16 protein-coding genes are annotated in these 16,701 nt (G+C 66.5%); all 16 read left to right on the top strand.

Translation table 11 applies throughout. The annotated features are described in order from the left end of the window. Nucleotides 1–9: 9 nt before the first annotated feature. Entirely contained in the window at nt 10–1,209 is a 1,200-nt protein-coding gene (locus tag OVA06_RS12415; RefSeq protein ID WP_261620754.1) for an amidohydrolase, read from the top strand. Between the two features lie 180 nt (nt 1,210–1,389). Next, nucleotides 1,390–1,824, top strand: coding sequence for a MarR family winged helix-turn-helix transcriptional regulator (locus tag OVA06_RS12410; protein ID WP_056082373.1), 435 nt, complete (start codon nt 1,390–1,392; stop codon nt 1,822–1,824). A 75-nt stretch (nt 1,825–1,899) separates the two neighbouring features. Next, nucleotides 1,900–2,331 carry an organic hydroperoxide resistance protein gene (locus tag OVA06_RS12405; protein WP_056082037.1) on the top strand — a complete coding sequence of 144 codons (432 nt, stop codon included), beginning with the start codon at nt 1,900–1,902 and terminating at the stop codon, nt 2,329–2,331. Further along, the gene (locus tag OVA06_RS12400; RefSeq protein WP_268158617.1) at nt 2,328–3,347 is read left to right on the top strand and encodes an NADP-dependent oxidoreductase; all 1,020 of its coding nucleotides are present in this window, start codon (nt 2,328–2,330) and stop codon (nt 3,345–3,347) included. Before OVA06_RS12405 ends, OVA06_RS12400 begins: the two co-directional genes overlap by 4 nt. A 257-nt stretch (nt 3,348–3,604) precedes the next feature. Continuing rightward, nucleotides 3,605–4,711: a BMP family lipoprotein gene (locus OVA06_RS12395; protein WP_056082031.1), complete on the top strand. Its 1,107-nt coding sequence runs from the start codon at nt 3,605–3,607 to the stop codon at nt 4,709–4,711. 176 nt (nt 4,712–4,887) lie between these two features. Then, nucleotides 4,888–6,462, top strand: coding sequence for an ABC transporter ATP-binding protein (locus OVA06_RS12390; RefSeq protein WP_268158615.1), 1,575 nt, complete (start codon nt 4,888–4,890; stop codon nt 6,460–6,462). Next, nucleotides 6,455–7,843 (top strand): ABC transporter permease, encoded by a 1,389-nt coding sequence (locus tag OVA06_RS12385; protein ID WP_261620619.1) that lies wholly within the window; start codon nt 6,455–6,457, stop codon nt 7,841–7,843. The genes OVA06_RS12390 and OVA06_RS12385 overlap by 8 nt, the downstream gene beginning before the upstream one ends. Next, on the top strand, nt 7,840–9,162 hold the full coding sequence (locus OVA06_RS12380; protein WP_056082023.1) for an ABC transporter permease: 1,323 nt from the start codon (nt 7,840–7,842) through the stop codon (nt 9,160–9,162). Before OVA06_RS12385 ends, OVA06_RS12380 begins: the two co-directional genes overlap by 4 nt. A gap of 5 nt (nt 9,163–9,167) precedes the next feature. Beyond that, entirely contained in the window at nt 9,168–9,569 is a 402-nt protein-coding gene (locus OVA06_RS12375; protein WP_082497437.1) for a cytidine deaminase, read from the top strand. Further along, the gene (locus OVA06_RS12370) at nt 9,566–10,897 is read left to right on the top strand and encodes a thymidine phosphorylase (protein ID WP_268158610.1); all 1,332 of its coding nucleotides are present in this window, start codon (nt 9,566–9,568) and stop codon (nt 10,895–10,897) included. The genes OVA06_RS12375 and OVA06_RS12370 overlap by 4 nt, the downstream gene beginning before the upstream one ends. Nucleotides 10,898–10,903: 6 nt before the next feature. Beyond that, nucleotides 10,904–11,533 (top strand): DedA family protein, encoded by a 630-nt coding sequence (locus tag OVA06_RS12365; RefSeq protein ID WP_268158608.1) that lies wholly within the window; start codon nt 10,904–10,906, stop codon nt 11,531–11,533. Nucleotides 11,534–11,773: 240 nt separating this feature from the next. Next, a complete protein-coding gene (locus OVA06_RS12360; RefSeq protein ID WP_268158606.1) occupies nt 11,774–12,502 on the top strand; it encodes a DedA family protein in 729 nt (242 codons plus the stop codon). 39 nt (nt 12,503–12,541) lie between these two features. Then, complete coding sequence (locus OVA06_RS12355) at nt 12,542–13,684, top strand: adenosine deaminase (RefSeq protein ID WP_268158604.1); 1,143 nt, start codon at nt 12,542–12,544, stop codon at nt 13,682–13,684. An 88-nt stretch (nt 13,685–13,772) separates the two neighbouring features. Next, nucleotides 13,773–14,378, top strand: coding sequence for a MazG nucleotide pyrophosphohydrolase domain-containing protein (locus tag OVA06_RS12350; RefSeq protein WP_268160780.1), 606 nt, complete (start codon nt 13,773–13,775; stop codon nt 14,376–14,378). A 118-nt stretch (nt 14,379–14,496) separates the two neighbouring features. After that, nucleotides 14,497–15,777, top strand: coding sequence for a phosphopyruvate hydratase (gene eno / locus OVA06_RS12345; RefSeq protein WP_056082005.1), 1,281 nt, complete (start codon nt 14,497–14,499; stop codon nt 15,775–15,777). 180 nt (nt 15,778–15,957) lie between these two features. Beyond that, complete coding sequence (locus tag OVA06_RS12340; protein WP_056082004.1) at nt 15,958–16,674, top strand: FtsB family cell division protein; 717 nt, start codon at nt 15,958–15,960, stop codon at nt 16,672–16,674. Nucleotides 16,675–16,701 lie beyond the last annotated feature (27 nt).

The following is a 16,701-nucleotide window of genomic DNA, read 5'->3' as shown; positions in this document are numbered from 1 at the left end:
AGTGAAGCAGTGCGCAATTACACTACTGAAGCCGAACCCACCGCTTTGGTGGCTCCGTGGCTGGAGCCGCTCCTGCCGGAACTGATCGAATTCCGCCGGGACCTGCACGCGCATCCGGAGCTTTCGTTCAAGGAGTACCGCACCACTGACAAACTGGCCGAGCGGCTGGAGGCTGCAGGCCTGGCGCCGCGCCGCCTGGAGGGCACGGGGCTCACCGTGGACGTTGGTGAGGGCCCCATCGCCACGGCCCTCCGCGGGGACATCGACGCCTTGCCGATCATCGAAGAAACCGGCCTGCCGTTCGCGTCGAGGAACCACGGTGTCACGCACGCCTGCGGCCACGACGTCCACACCACCACCATGCTGGGGATCGCCCTGGTCCTGCACCGCATGCACCAGGAAGCGCCCCTGGGCGGCAGCATCCGCATCATCTTCCAGCCGGCCGAGGAAACGATGCCCGGCGGTGCCCACGCGTGCATCGAGCAGGGCGTGCTGGACGGTGTTCCCCGGATCCTGGCCCTGCACTGCGACCCCCGGATCGAAGTGGGCAAGATCGGAACCCGCATCGGGGCCATCACGTCGGCTTCGGACACCATCCGGATCGAACTGTCCGGCCGCGGCGGCCACACCTCCCGGCCGCACCTCACCGAAGACCTCGTCTTTGCCCTGGCCCAGATCGCCGTGAATGTGCCCGCCGTGCTGTCCCGCCGGGTTGATGTCCGCAGTGGCGTCTCCGTGGTCTGGGGCCAGATTTCCGCCGGCTCCGCACCCAACGCCATCCCCGGGGTGGGCTACATGGCCGGCACCATGCGCTGCCTGGACCGTGAAGCCTGGCACGCCGCCGGTGAACTGCTCGATGAGGTGGTCCACCAGGTGGCGGCGCCGTACGGTGTGGACGTCCGGCTTGAACACACCAGGGGAGTGCCGCCGGTGGTGAACTCCGAGCATGAGACCGCCCTCATCGAAGCGTCCGCCCGCGCTGAAATCGGCGAGAGCGCCGTGGTGCTCACCCCGCAGTCCATGGGCGGCGAAGACTTCGCCTGGTTCCTGGCCGAACTTCCCGGCGCCATGATGCGCCTGGGAACCAAGACGCCGGGCGGCGAGGAATACGACCTGCACCGAGGGGACTACATCCTGGACGAACGGGCGCTGGGTCTCGGGATCCAGGTGCTGACGGGTGCGGCCCTGCGCACCATCCGCGACCTGTAGGCTCCGTTCCCGGCTGAGCGGCAGGGGAAGCCCCGGCCGCACCGTTCGGCCTGCACACACACGAGAAGGCGACACCGGCACTTACAAAGTGTGCCGGTGTCGCGCCTTTTTGAGCGGACCGGGGGAGCTGCAAGCGCATGTAAGTTGTGCACAATTGAATTGTGGACTAACGTTGTGTTTGTGACTGATGCTCCCCGCCTTGACCGGCAAGTGTGTTTCGCCCTCTATTCGGCATCCCGTGCCGCCACGGCCGTGTACCGGCCCGTGCTGGAGGAACTGGGGCTGACCTACCCCCAATACCTAGTCATGCTGGTTCTGTGGGAAAACGAGCCGCGCGGGGTCAAGGACCTCGGCCACGAGCTCGGCCTCGACTCGGGGACGCTGTCCCCGCTGCTGAAGCGGCTCGAAGCCCTGGGCCTGGTGGAACGGCGCCGCTCCGGAGATGACGAGCGCCGCGTGGCCGTCCATCTGACGCCCGCCGGGAAGGACCTGAGCAGCAAGGCCGGAGCCATTCCCCAGCGCCTGGCCGACGCCGCCGGACTCACGGCCGGAGAGCTTGAGCAGTTACGCGGAACCCTCGCTAAACTCACCGCCGCCCTCCACGGCGCGGTCTGAAGCGCCCCCGTCACAACGCTCCCGCGAGCCTCAAAAATTTACCCAGACACCAACCATGAAAGGGCGGTCATCCACGTGAAGACCCTTTACACAGCAGAAGCACTTGCCTCCGGCGAGGGCCGGGACGGCAGCGCCCGGTCCAATGACGGCAAGCTCGAAGTGGGCCTCGCCAGCCCGGTGGAACTCGGCGGAAGCGGCCAGGGCACCAACCCTGAGCAGCTTTTCGCTGCGGGCTACGCCGCATGCTTCCATTCGGCGCTCCGCCTGGTGGGCCGCAAGGAGCGCGCCGACCTGACCGACTCCGCCGTCGCCGCGAAGGTCCACCTGGGCCAGCTGGACGATGGGGCAGGATTCGGCCTGGCCGCCGAACTGGAAATCGCCCTTCCCGCGCTCGACCTCGCAACGGCCGAGGCCCTGGTGGCCAAGGCCCACCAGGTCTGCCCTTACTCGAACGCCACCCGCGGCAACATCACCGTCGAACTCAAAGTTTTGGAGTACGCAGCATGAGCACCACCACCGTTCCCGCAGCAACCCGTGAAATCCAGCTCGCGTCCCGCCCCGTGGGCCGGCCCGTCCCGGAGAACTTCCGGCTGGCCGAATCGCCGCTTCAGGAGCTGGCCGACGGCCAGATCCTGGTCCGGAACCTGTTCATCTCCGTGGATCCCTACATGCGCGGACGCATGAACGACGTCAAGTCCTACTCGGCGCCCTTCGCGCTGGACAAAGCGCTCGACGGCGGCGCCGTGGGTGAGGTCATCGCGTCCCGTTCCGGCGCCCACAAGGAAGGCGACGTCGTGGTGCATTCCCTCGGCTGGCGCGAATACGCCGTAGTGGAAGGCAGCACGGCCTCCCCGGCCCGGACCGACCTGGCGCCCGCATCGGCGTTCCTGGGCGCGTTGGGCATGACCGGCCTTACCGCTTACGCAGGCCTCCTCAAAGTGGCCGAATTCAAGGAAGGGGACGCCGTCTTCGTTTCCGGCGCCGCCGGCGCCGTCGGTTCGCTGGTGGGCCAGATTGCCAAGGCCATGGGCGCCTCCCGCGTCATCGGCTCCGCAGGCTCACCCGCCAAGGTGGCCAGGCTCCTCGAACTCGGTTTCGATGCCGCCTTTGACTACCACGACGGCCCCGTGCGCGAGCAGCTCGAAAAGGCCGCCGGAGCCCAGGGCATCGACGTCTACTTCGACAACGTGGGCGGCGAGCACCTCGAAGCAGCCTTGTCGGTCCTGAACGTCGGCGGCCGGGTGGCCATGTGCGGAGCCATCGCGCAGTACAACTCCACCGAGCCCACCCCCGCGCCGCACAACCTCATGCAGGCCATCGGCAAGCAGCTCACCCTCCGTGGTTTCCTGGTGGGCGGCCAGCGGCAGCACTCTGCAGAGTTCGCCGAGAAGATGGCCGGCTGGCTCTCTGATGGGACAGTCCGCTACGACGAGACAGTGGTGGACGGGCTGGAAAACGCACCGCAGGCCTTCATGGACCTCCTGGATGGAGCCAACACGGGCAAGATGCTGGTCCGCCTGTAGGGCCGAAGCCCCAACCTCACCCAGCAGTAGGGGTGCCGCGGATCCGCGGCACCCCTACTGCTTGGTAACAACTTGTAAACAATCTCCGGGAACTGGTGCCAGCGTGCTAGGGGCACGTGGCGCAGGCCACTAAAGTGATGGCATCAGTGCGCTCCGGCGCATGCTGCGGGCATCAGTGACAACAGAATTTCAGTGCAGAAACGGACACTCATTGAATTCGTGCCGTAGCGCCACTCTCGCATCCTGGAGGAATCTTGATGACATCACTGCGTGCACGCCTGAAGCGCGGTTCAATTGCCGGCCTGGCTACCGTCAGCGCCTCGGCCCTTCTTTTGACAGCCTGCGGCGCGGCCCCGGAACCGGGAAGCACCTCGTCCGCCGGTGCCAGTGACTACACCGGCTGCATCGTCTCCGACTCCGGCGGGTTCGATGACCAGTCCTTTAACCAGTCCTCCTACGAGGGCCTGAAGAAGGCGGAGAAGGACCTGGGCATCAAGGTGAACCAGGTCGAATCCAAGACCAACAACGACTTCGAACCCAACCTCCGTGCCATGGTGACCGCCGGCTGCGACCTCACCGTGACCGTCGGCTTCCTGCTCGGCGATGCCACCAAGGCGCAGGCCGCGGCCAACCCGGACAGCCACTTCGCCATCATCGACTTCGGCTACGAGACGCCCATCAGCAACGTCAAGCCGATCATCTACGACACCGCGCAGGCGGCGTTCATGGCCGGATACCTCGCCGCGGGCACCACCAAGACGGGGACCGTGGCCACCTTCGGCGGCATCAAGATCCCCACCGTCACCATCTTCATGGACGGCTACGCGGACGGCGTGAAGTACTACAACGAAAAGAAGGGCAAGGACGTCAAGCTCCTTGGCTGGAACAAGGACGCCCAGGACGGCAGTTTCACCGGCGACTTCGAAAAGCAGGACGTCGGAAAGCAGCTCACCCGGAACTTCCTGGACCAGGGCGCCGACATCGTCATGCCGGTGGCCGGGCCCGTGGGCAAGGGTGCAGGCGCTGCCCTGCAGGAAGCCAAGAATGCCGGCAAGGACGTCAAGCTGATCTGGGTTGACTCCGACGGCTTCCTCACTGCCCCGGACTACAAGGAGATCATGCTCTCCTCGGTCATGAAGCAGATGGGCGAGGCCGTGGAAACCGTGGTGAAGGAAGACAAGGACGGCAAGTTCAGCAACACCCCCTACGTTGGCACCCTCGCCAACGACGGCGTGCAGCTGGCACCGTTCCACGACTTCGATTCCCAGGTTCCCGCGGACCTGAAGTCTGAACTGGACCAGATCAAGAAGGACATCGTGGACGGCAAACTGAAGGTCGAATCCGCCGCGAGCCCCAAGGCCTGATCCCGCACATTGCGCCACTGCCGGCCCGTCCCTGACTGGCCGGCAGTGGCGCTTTTTGCTGGCATCCCTTTTTCGGGCCACCGCCCGGCTCTCCGACGGCTGCACCCACTAGGCTGGAGCTGCAGCCACATATCCCGTCCGGTCGATCACCGGACGCTTCGAGATTGGTCAGAGTTTTGAAACTTGAACTCAGAGGCATCACCAAACGCTTTGGGACCCTGCTCGCCAACGACCACATCGACGTGGTGGTTGAGTCCGGCCAGATCCACTGCCTGCTGGGCGAAAACGGGGCCGGTAAATCCACCCTGATGAACGTGCTCTACGGGCTGTACGAGCCGTCCGACGGCGAAATCCTCATCGACGGCAAACCCGTCTCCTTCCGCGGGCCAGGTGACGCCATGGCGGCCGGCATCGGCATGGTGCACCAGCACTTCATGCTTGTCCCGGTATTCACCGTCGCCGAAAACGTCGCCCTGGGTGCCGAACCCACCAAAGCGGCGGGCTTCCTCAACCTGGACGAAACCAGGCGCCGGATCCGGGAAATCTCGGACCAGTACGGCTTCGACGTCGATCCAGATGCCCTGGTGGAAGACCTCCCCGTCGGCGTCCAGCAGCGGGTGGAGATCATTAAGGCCCTGGTCCGCAATGCCAAGGTCCTCATCCTTGACGAACCCACCGCCGTCCTCACCCCCCAGGAAACCGACGAACTCCTGGACATCATGCGGCAGCTCAAGGCCGGCGGCACCTCCATCGTCTTCATTTCCCACAAATTGCGTGAGGTCAAGGAAGTCTCGGACACCATTACCGTGATCCGGCGCGGCAAAGTCGTCGGCTCCGCGGAGCCAACGGCTTCCACCACGGACCTGGCCTCGATGATGGTAGGCCGCGCCGTCAGCCTCACCCTCGAAAAGGCCCCCGCCAAGCCGCAGGAGAAGACCTTCGAGGTCCGGGACCTGACAGTTATCGCCCACAACGGCCAGCACGTGGTGGACGGACTCAGCTTCGACATCGCCCGGGGTGAAATCCTGGCCGTCGCCGGCGTCCAGGGCAACGGCCAGACCGAACTCACCGAAGCCATCCTGGGACTCCAGGACCGGGTGTCCGGCTCCGTCACCCTCGACGGCAAGGAACTTCTGGGCCGGTCGGTCAAGGACGTCCTGAAGGCCGGCGTCGGATTCGTCCCCGAAGACCGCAAGGTGGACGGCCTGGTGGGAACCTTCTCCGTCGCCGAAAACCTGGTCCTGGACCTTTACGACAAACCTCCCTACGCCAAGGGCATCAGCATGAGCCCGGCCAGGATCCTCGAAAACGCCAAAGCCCGCATCGATGAATTCGATGTCCGCACGCCCTCCGCAGCCGCGGCCGCCGGGACACTGTCCGGCGGCAACCAGCAAAAGGTGGTGATGGCCCGGGAGCTTTCCCGCCCGCTGCGCCTGTTCATCGCTTCCCAGCCCACCCGCGGCGTGGACGTCGGCTCCATCGAATTCCTGCACCGGCGCATCGTCGCCGAACGCGACCAGGGCACCCCGGTGATGATCATCAGTACTGAACTCGATGAGGTCATGGAACTCGCTGACCGCATCGCCGTGCTGTACAAGGGCAAGCTGGTGGGCATCGTTCCCGCCGGCACCGGCCGCGACGTCCTTGGCCTGATGATGGCCGGAATCCACCCGGATGAACAGGCCCAACCCCAGCCGGCCGCCAGCCGTCCGGCCCCCACCTCCGACGCCGAGGGAGGCGACCATGTCTGAGCAGCATCCCCCCAAACGAACTGCCGGCGAAGGGCAGGGTGACACCCAGCCTGCCAAACCGCACCAGGCCAGCCTTGCCGCCGAGGAAACCGCCGCCGTCGTCTCCGTGGACACAGCCGGCGGCGCCATGGGGCCCTCGGCCGTCCCTGCCAGCGCCCAAAGCGGGCAGCTGCCCGGCGGCCCTGACACGCTGCTCCGCAAGATCTTCACCGGCAGCGGCATGGTGTCGGTCCTGGCGGTGTTCCTGGCCCTCGTCATCGGCGGCCTGCTCATTGCCAGCACCGACACGCGGGTGGCCTCCACAGCCGGCTACTTCTTCGCCCGCCCCGCCGACTTCCTGACCGCCGTCTGGAACGCCGCCACCCGCTCCTATATCGCCCTGTTCCAAGGGGCCGTGTTCAACCCCCGCGGCAACAGTGTGGCGGCCCAGTTCGCTCCGTTCATGGAGACCCTCACCATCGCCACGCCGCTGATCACCGCCGGCCTGGGAGTGGCGCTTGCCTTCCGGGCAGGGCTCTTCAACATCGGCGCCCAGGGCCAAATCATTGTGGCCGGCATCCTTGCAGCCTGGGTTGGCTTCGCACTGCACCTCCCGCTGGGCCTGCACCTGCTGCTGGTCCTGGTGGCGGGCATCGTCGGCGGCGCGCTCTGGGGCGGCCTCGTCGGCGTGCTGAAGGCCCGCACGGGCGCCCATGAGGTCATCCTCACAATTATGTTCAACTACATCGCCCTCTACTTCCTGCGGTACCTGCTGAACACTCCGGCCTTCCAGCGGCCGGGGGAGTCGAACCCCATCTCACCCATCCTCGATCCGTCCGCCGTGTACCCGCAGATTTTCGGCAGCCAGTACCGGCTCCACCTTGGCTTCGTCCTCGCCATCGGTGCCACCGTCCTGGTCTGGTGGCTCCTGAACCGGTCCACGGTCGGCTTCGAGTTCCGCGCCGTGGGTGCCAACCCCAAGGCTGCCCAGACGGCCGGCATCAACGTGTCCCGCTCCACCATCCTGGTGATGGCCATCGCCGGCGGGCTGGCCGGCATGTCCGGCGTGGCCCAGGTGGCCGGCACCGAAAAAGTCCTCACGGACGGCGTGGCAGCCACCTACGGCTTCGATGCCATCACCGTCGCCCTCCTGGGACGCTCGACGCCGTGGGGCACCTTCGCAGCCGGGCTGCTGTTCGGCGCCTTCCGCGCCGGAGCCGTCCAGATGCAGATCCAGACCGGCACGCCCATCGACATCGTCCTGGTTGTCCAGTCGCTCATCGTCCTCTTCATCGCTGCGCCGCCGCTGGTGCGCGCCGTCTTCGGGCTCAACCCGCGGCGGAAGAAGCCCGCCCGCGCCGCGAAGTCCACGAAGGCAGCCACTACCGGAGGTGCAGCATGAGCACAACAGTTTCATCCCGGCCGGGCAACCCGCAGCCGGACAACGCCGCGGCGGACAGCGGAGCGGCAGCCACCTCAGCCAAGCCTGTGAGCTGGAAGACCCCCGTCCTGCTGGCCGCCTTCGGGCTGATCGCCCTCGTGTTCTTTGGACTCCTCGGCCCCAACAAGACGGCCAGCTTCGGCATCTCCACCGGAAGCGACTTCTTCCAGTTGCCCGCCCTGGAGGTCAACGCCTTCGGCGGCGGCATCGTGCTGTCGGTGCTGCTCCTGGCCCTCGCCGCCTACGCCGTCTACCTCAAGACCAAGGGACGCCCCGCCCCCGGCTGGCTCACCGTCACCTTCATCGTCCTGTTCGTGGCCGCGTTCCTGATCTGGGTGGTGGGCGGCGCCCGCACCCCCAGCATCTCGCTGGCAGGCCTGATCGCCGGCTCGGTCACCCTGGCCGTCCCGCTGGTGTTCGGTTCGCTCTCCGGCGTCCTTTGCGAACGCGTAGGCGTGGTCAACATCGCCATCGAAGGCCAGTTGCTCGGTGGCGCCTTCACCGCCGCCATCGTTGCCACCATGACGCAGAACCCCTTCATCGGCCTGGCAGCCGCGGCTGTTGCCGGCGCCGTGGTGTCCATGGTGCTGGCCCTGTTCAGCATCAAGTACCTGGTCAACCAGATCATCGTCGGCGTGGTCCTGAACGTCCTCGTCTCCGGCGTCACCGGCTTCCTCTTCAGCACCGTGATGCAGGAGGACAAAGCCCGGTTCAACTCGCCGCCGGGGCTGGACATCATCGAGATCCCCATCCTGTCCGAGGTTCCCATCATCGGACCCATCCTGTTCCGCCAGTCGCTGGTGGGGTACCTGATGTACGTGGCCGTCCTGGTGGTCTGGGTGGGCCTGTTCAAGACGCGCTGGGGGCTGCGGGTCCGCGCAGTGGGCGAGCATCCCCAGGCCGCCGACACCCTGGGCATCAACGTCAACGCCACCCGGTTCTGGAACGTCACGCTGGGCGGTGCCGTAGCCGGAATCGGAGGATCGTTCTTCACCCTGGTGGCCATCGACAGCTTCACCAAGGAGATCTCCGGCGGCCGCGGGTTCATCGCCCTGGCTGCACTCATCTTCGGCAGGTGGAACCCCATCGGAGCGTTCTTCGCAGCCCTGCTGTTCGGCTTCGCCGACAACCTGCAGAGCATCGTCACCATCATTGGCACCCCGGTTCCCAGCCAGTTCATGGCCATGCTTCCGTACCTGGTGACTGTCCTGGCCGTTGCCGGCCTGGTGGGCAGGTCCCGGGGGCCGGCGGCCAGCGGCATACCGTACGTCAAGGGCTGACCGGCGTGGGGAACACTGTTGACTGGCCTGCGCTGGAGGCGGCCGCCGTCGACGCCATGCGCAAGGCCTACGCGCCCTATTCCAAATTCCCGGTGGGGGCTGCGGCCCTCACCGGGGACGGCCGGATCGTCAGTGGCTGCAACGTGGAGAACGCCAGCTACGGCCTGACGCTCTGCGCCGAGTGCGCCCTGGTGGGCAACCTCCAGATGACCGGAGGTGGCAGCCTCCGTGCCTTCTATTGCGTGGACGGTACCGGCAACGTGCTGATGCCGTGCGGGCGTTGCCGGCAATTGCTGTACGAATTCCGTGCTCCGGACATGGAGCTCATGACCACCCAAGGAATCAAGACCATGGACCAGGTCCTTCCTGACGCCTTCGGTCCCGAACACCTGGAGGAAACCCGATGACAGAGACCCGCGCAGCGGACAAAATTGCCGAAGCCTTTGACGCCGTCGACATCATCCGCGTCAAGCGGGACAAAGGCACGCTGAGCCCGGAGCAGATCGACTGGACCATCGATGCCTACACCCGCGGCGTCATCGCGGATGAGCAGATGGCCGCGCTGAACATGGCCATCCTGCTCAACGGCATGGACCGCACCGAGATTGCGCGCTGGACGGCCGCGATGATTGCATCCGGCGAACGGATGGACTTCTCCAGCCTTCGCCGCCCCGACGGCGGCCTGAAATACACGTCGGACAAGCACTCCACCGGTGGCGTGGGAGACAAGATCACCCTGCCGCTGGCCCCGCTGGTGGCGGTGTTCGGCGTCGCTGTCCCGCAGCTGTCCGGCCGCGGCCTGGGGCATACCGGCGGCACCCTGGACAAGCTGGAATCGATCCCCGGCTGGCGGGCGTCCCTGAGTAACGACGAAATACTCGCCCAGCTCCAGGACGTGGGTGCCGTCATCTGCGCCGCCGGGGCAGGCCTGGCCCCGGCAGACAAGAAGCTGTACGCGCTGCGTGACGTGACCGGCACGGTGGAGGCCATCCCGCTGATTGCCTCGTCCATCATGAGCAAGAAAATCGCCGAGGGCACCGGTTCCCTCGTGCTCGATGTGAAGGTGGGCAGCGGCGCCTTCATGAAGGACGAGGCGAAGGCCCGCGAGCTGGCGGAAACAATGGTGGCCCTCGGCCAGGACGCCGGCGTGAACACGGTGGCACTGCTCACCAACATGGGCACCCCGCTCGGCCTGACCGCCGGGAACGCGATTGAAGTTGAGGAATCGGTGGAGGTGCTGGCGGGCGGCGGCCCGGCCGACGTCGTCGAACTGACGGTCAGGTTCGCCGAGGAAATGCTCGCCTGCGCAGGAGTGCGCGACGCCGATCCGGCCGCAGCGCTCAAGGACGGGCGCGCCATGGACGTCTGGAACAGCATGATCCGGGCCCAGGGCGGGGACCCCGCCGCGAAGCTGCCGGTGGCCCGGGAGTCGGAGGTGGTCTACGCTCCCGCCGATGGCGTCCTGGTGGAACTGGATGCCCTCTCCGTGGGCGTTGCGGCTTGGCGCCTGGGCGCCGGGCGTGCCCGCAAGGAGGATGCCGTTCAGGCCGGCGCAGGGGTGCGCATGCATGCCAAGCCGGGTGCGGTGGTCCGGGCCGGCGAACCGCTGATGACCCTGCTCACGGACACCCCTGAACGTTTCGACCGGGCAAAGGAGGCGCTGGAGCACGCAGTGGTGATCGCACCGGAGGGGTCGCGGCCGGCACAGCAGTTGATCATTGACCGAATAGCATAGAAAGCTATGCAGGCCATCAATGACTTCATCCTCGCGGCAGCCGGACAACCCTGGGTACTGTTCCTCGTCCTGGCCTGCTGCGTCATTGACGGCTTCTTCCCTCCCATCCCCAGCGAATCCGTCGTGGTGGGCCTCGCGGCCGTGGCCGCCACGGCGGACGTGCCCAACCCCTACATCCTGATGGCCGTTGCTGCGCTGGGCGCGTTCGCCGGGGATAACATCGCCTACCTGATCGGCCGGAAGGTCGGCACCACCCGATGGGCCTGGATGCGTGGCCAGCGCATGCAGGGAGCGTTCCGGTGGGCCGGCGCGGAACTGCGCAAGCGGCCTGCCTCGCTGATCCTCGTGGCGAGGTTTGTCCCCATTGGCCGCGTCGCCGTCAACCTGACGGCCGGGGCGACCCACTACCACCACCTGCGCTTTGTTGGCCTTACCTGCCTGTCCGCCGTCCTGTGGGCGGCCTACTCGGTGGGTATCGGGCTGTTTTTCGGGCAGTGGTTCGAGGAGAACCACCTCCTGGGCGCCGCCATCGCCGTCGTCTGTGCCGTGGCGCTGGGCATCATCGTCGACCTGATGATCAACAAGCTCCGGGGCAAGCCCAACGTCGTGGACCGGATTCGCGAACCCGAAGCCTGATCCAGGCGGCGGAAACCCGTCCCGCGGCACCCCCGCCTCCACCCGGGGGAGGAGGCCCGGACGGCGCCAAGATCAGCCGCTGGGACGACGCCGGCGCACGCATAGCCGGGATAGCGTTGCAGTGGTGTTCCCGGGGCGGGGGCGTAGCGAACGACGCCTCTGCCGTGGGACACTTAGGAACGATTTCCGCTTTGGCTGCGTCGCTATGGCAGCGGCATTTTTGTCTAGGAGCAAGACTGCGTGGAGTTTATTAATGAGGCCGTGCTCCATGCAGCGGGCCAGTGGTGGATCTACCCGGTCCTCTTGATGTTCTTTTTCGTGGATGGCTTCGCGATGGTGGTCCCCAGTGAGACCCTCATCGTCGCCCTGGCGGCCTTCTCCCGGCACAGCGGAGAACCCAACCTGTGGATCCTTGGCGCCACCGCGCTGATCGGCGCCATCGCCGGGGACAACATGGCATTCATGCTCGGCCGCAAAATCGGCCTGGACCGGTGGAAGTGGATGCGCAGGCCCAGGGTCCGGAAGGTCTTCAGCTGGGCGCGCTACGAACTGGATAAGCGCGGCGCGGTACTGATCTTCACGGCACGCTACATTCCCTGGGGCAGGGTGGCGGTCAACTATGTAGCCGGCAGCACCGGGTTCGGCCACCGCCGCTTCTTCGTCCTTGACGCCGTCGCCTGCCTCACCTGGGTGGGTTACTCCATCGGCATCGGCCTGCTGGCCAGCTCGTTCCCCTGGCTGCACCACAACCCGCTGCTCAGCGCCGGCATCGCCGTGGTGTTCGCCATCGTCCTGGGCGTCCTCCTGGACCACATGCTGCGCTGGTGGCACAAGCACCTGGCCCGCAAGGACGCCAAGGAAGTGGACGAGTGGCTGGACGGCGGCCCCTCCGGCGCCCGGGACAGCTCAACCGGCGGCCCGGCATTCCTCGCACCGGCAGCCAAGGACGGCGGACCCACCGCCGCCTAGCGGCTGGCATTGAACCGGCACCCACCCTAAGGTGGGAACGTGACTGAGCCTATTGTTGACGAAGCCCCTGCCATCGATTTCGACCTGAAGAGCCTGCCGAAGGTGTCGCTGCACGACCATCTGGACGGCGGACTCCGTCCGGCCACCATCATCGAACTGGCGGAGGCCGTGGGCCACCAGCTCCCGTCCACCGATCCCGTGGCCCTGGGCGAATGGTTCCGCGAGTCCGCGGACTCCGGGTCCCTGGTCCGCTACCTCGAAACCTTCGACCACACGGTGGCCGTGATGCAGACGCACGAAGGCCTGGTCCGGGTAGCGAAGGAGTTCGTCGAGGATTTGGCGGACGACGGCGTGGTGTACGGCGAGGTGCGCTGGGCGCCGGAGCAGCACCTGCAGAAGGGCCTCACCCTCGACGAGGCGGTCGAAGCGGTGCAGGAGGGCCTCGAAGCCGGCGTCGAGGCAGTCAGCGACAGCGGCCGCGAAATCCAGGTGGGGCAGCTCATCACAGCGATGCGCCATGCCGACCGCGGCCAGGAGATCGCCGAACTGGCCGTCCGCCACCGCAACAAGGGCGCGGTCGGTTTCGACATCGCCGGGGCCGAGGACGGTTTCCTGCCTTCCCGCTTCCGGGACGCCTTCACCTACCTGGCGCAGCAGAACTTCCCGGCCACCGTCCACGCCGGCGAAGCGGCGGGGCTGGACAGCATCCAGTCCGCCCTCGTGGACGGCCGCGCGCTCCGCCTGGGCCACGGCGTCCGGATTGCCGAGGACGTCACGGTGGAATTCGACGAAGACTCCGAATCCGAATCCGAGGACACAGTGGGCCTGGTTACGCTGGGCGATCTGTCCAGCTGGATCCGGGACCGCGGCATCGCCCTGGAAATCTGCCCTTCATCCAACCTCCAGACCGGAGCGATCGCCGCTTTCGGCGAGGGCATCGACAGCCACCCCCTGGACATGCTGTACCAGCTGGGCTTCAACGTCACCATCAACACCGATAACCGCCTCATGAGCGGGGTCACCCTGACGGATGAGTTCGAGCTGCTCGTGGAGACGTTCGACTACGACCTTGACGACCTGTTGGAGCTCACCCTGAACGCGGCCGAAGCCGCCTTCCTGCCGCTTGAGGAAAAGGAAGCACTGGTGGAGTACATCAACGACGCCTACGCCAACCTTGGCTGATCAGCATCCCGGACCCGACGGCTCCCCAGCCGGGGAGCTGGGGGAGCTGCTGGGGGTCATAGCCCAGCTGCGGGAGCACTGCCCGTGGATGGGCGCCCTGACCCATGCCTCGCTTGTGGAATACCTCCTCGAGGAGGCGTACGAGGTGGCCGAGACCATTGAAGAAGGGCATCCGGACAGTGAGCTGCTTGGCGAGCTGGGCGACGTCCTGCTCCAGGTGGTCCTCCACGCCCGGCTGGCGGAGGAACGGGGCGCATTCACGTTCGACGACGTCGCGCGCGGCCTGGGTGCCAAGATGGTCCGCCGCAACCCGCATGTCTTCCGCCCGGACGGCACCCTGCAGGACAGTTTTCCCGCCACGATAGACCAGATCGTGCAGAAGTGGGACGCGGTCAAGCGGGCCGAAAAGCCTGGGCGGAAGAACCCCTTCGAAGGCATTCCGCAGGCTCTGCCTGCCCTCGCCAGGGCACAGAAGTCGCTCGACCGGGCTGCGCGGGCCGGCGTAGCCGGGCCCACCGCAATCGAAGCCGGCCCCTTTGCGACGGAGGAGGAGCTCGGAAACCAGCTCCTCGCCGTCGTCCGTTCCGCCCACGCCGGCGGATTCGACGCCGAACGCGCCCTTCGCGGGGCCGTGCGGCAGTACCAGCAGCAGGCCAGCCGGAACCCGGAAGGGCCGTACCCTGCACCATCATGACGTCCGCCGGTGGTGAGGTTTCCGTAACCTCCACCACTCTCGACTACGCTGTTTCCTGACGAGGACGTCGAGTTTTTCTGCAACATCCCCCCGTTAATCGCCCATAAGGAGCAAATTCATGGCGCTTATCGATGCCATCCACGCCCGCGAGATCCTCGATTCCCGCGGCAACCCGACCGTCGAAGTTGAGGTCCTGCTTTCTGACGGCCAGATCGGCCGCGCAGCAGTTCCGTCCGGCGCATCCACCGGCGAGCACGAGGCAGTCGAACTCCGCGACGGCGACAAGGGCCGCTACCTCGGCAAGGGCGTCCAGAAGGCCGTTGACGCCGTGATCGACCAGATCGCTCCCGCCCTCACCGGTTTCGACGCAACCGACCAGCGCAGCATCGACCAGGCCATGCTGGACCTGGACGGCACCCCGAACAAGGGCAAGCTGGGCGCCAACGCCATCCTGGGTGTTTCCCTGGCCGTCGCCAACGCTGCCGCAGCTTCTGCTGACCTGCCGCTCTACAAGTACCTGGGCGGCCCCAACGCCCACGTCCTGCCCGTGCCGCTGATGAACATCCTCAACGGTGGTTCGCACGCCGATTCCGACGTCGACATCCAGGAATTCATGATCGCCCCTATCGGCGCCGAGACCTTCTCAGAGGGCCTGCGCTGGGGCGTTGAGGTCTACCACAACCTCAAGTCCGTGCTGAAGGAGCAGGGCCTGTCCACCGGCCTTGGCGACGAAGGCGGCTTCGCGCCCAACCTGCCGTCCAACCGCGCTGCGCTGGACCTGATCCAGGAAGCCATCAAGAACGCCGGCTACACCCCGGGCAAGGACATCGCCCTGGCCCTGGACGTTGCCTCTTCCGAGTTCTACAAGGACGGCGCCTACCAGTTCGAAGGCAAGGCTTTGTCCGCCAGCGAAATGAGCGCCTACTACGCAGAGCTCGTTGCGGACTACCCGCTGGTTTCCATCGAGGATCCGCTGGACGAGAACGACTGGGAGGGCTGGAAGACCCTTACCGATGCCATCGGCGACAAGGTCCAGCTGGTGGGTGACGACCTTTTCGTCACCAACCCCGCCATTCTGCAGCGCGGCATCGACACCCGGACGGCAAACTCCCTGCTGGTCAAGGTGAACCAGATCGGCTCGCTGACTGAGACCCTGGACGCCGTCAGCCTGGCCCAGCGCGCCGGCTACACCACCATCACCTCGCACCGCTCCGGCGAGACCGAGGACACCACCATCGCCGACATCTCGGTGGCCACCAACGCCGGCCAGATCAAGACCGGCGCCCCGGCCCGCTCCGAGCGGGTCGCCAAGTACAACCAGCTGCTGCGCATCGAAGAGGAACTCGATGACGCCGCACGCTACGCCGGCCGCAGCGCGTTCCCGCGTTTCAAGGGCTAGTAGCCGCGTAATCCAACGGGCGGTGGCTATGGTTGAAAGACCATAGCCACCGCTGCTGTTTCTGCAGCAGCCCGTCCGCCCGGTTGTTGCCCGGCGCATGTTGTTGATCAACCGCGCTGTGGCAACAAAGGATCATCACAGACAGTGGCGGCCGCAGGCAGGCCGCGTTTCAGGAGTGTCATGGCCACCCGCCGTCCCAAAGTTCCCAAGGTCGCCCCCAACCGCCCAGCCAAGGACACGTCCGACGCCGGGCACGCACAGGGTGCCGACGTCATCAGGGCGCACTTCGGTTCCGGCAAGGACGGCGCCGGGCACGCTCCGGGCGGCGCCACGGGCTCTCCGCTATCAGGCAGGAACTCCGGCAGCCCGGCTGGAACCCACAGTGGAACCGGAAGTGGACCGGCGGCGGCCAAGACCCCCGCGGCGGGCACCGCACGGAACGGCGCAGCTGCCGGAAGGACCGGCCCAAAGGGCGGCACCCCGTCCTCGGAAGCGGACCAGCAGCCCGTCCCGGCCAAGGCATTCTCGGGACGGATGCTGGCCCTGGCCGTGGTCATGATTGCCATCACCATCATGCTGGCGCCCACGGTTAAGGTTTTCTTCGACAAGAAAGCCGAAATCGACGCCCTCAACGCGGACATCGCCGCACGCCAGGCCGCCGGGGACTCCCTCCGCCAGCAGGTGTCGCGGTGGCAGGACCCCAATTACGTGAAGCAGCAGGCCCGCGACCGCATTAACATGGTTATGCCGGGCGAAACCGGCTACTGGGTATTCGGCAGCGATTTGCCGGCCGACGAAACCGGCGGCCAGCCCGGTGCCGCAGCCGCCCAAGACCCCGCAGACCTGCCGTGGGTGGATTCCCTGTGGGAGTCCATTACGCGCGCGGCGACTGAATAAACGCAACAGGAAGGACGGCCCGCGACA

This window comes from Pseudarthrobacter sp. SL88, assembly GCF_026672455.1.
Lineage (GTDB): Bacteria > Actinomycetota > Actinomycetes > Actinomycetales > Micrococcaceae > Arthrobacter.
The sequence above is the reverse complement of the archived record's forward strand: the minus strand, read 5'-3'. Positions and strand labels throughout refer to the sequence as shown.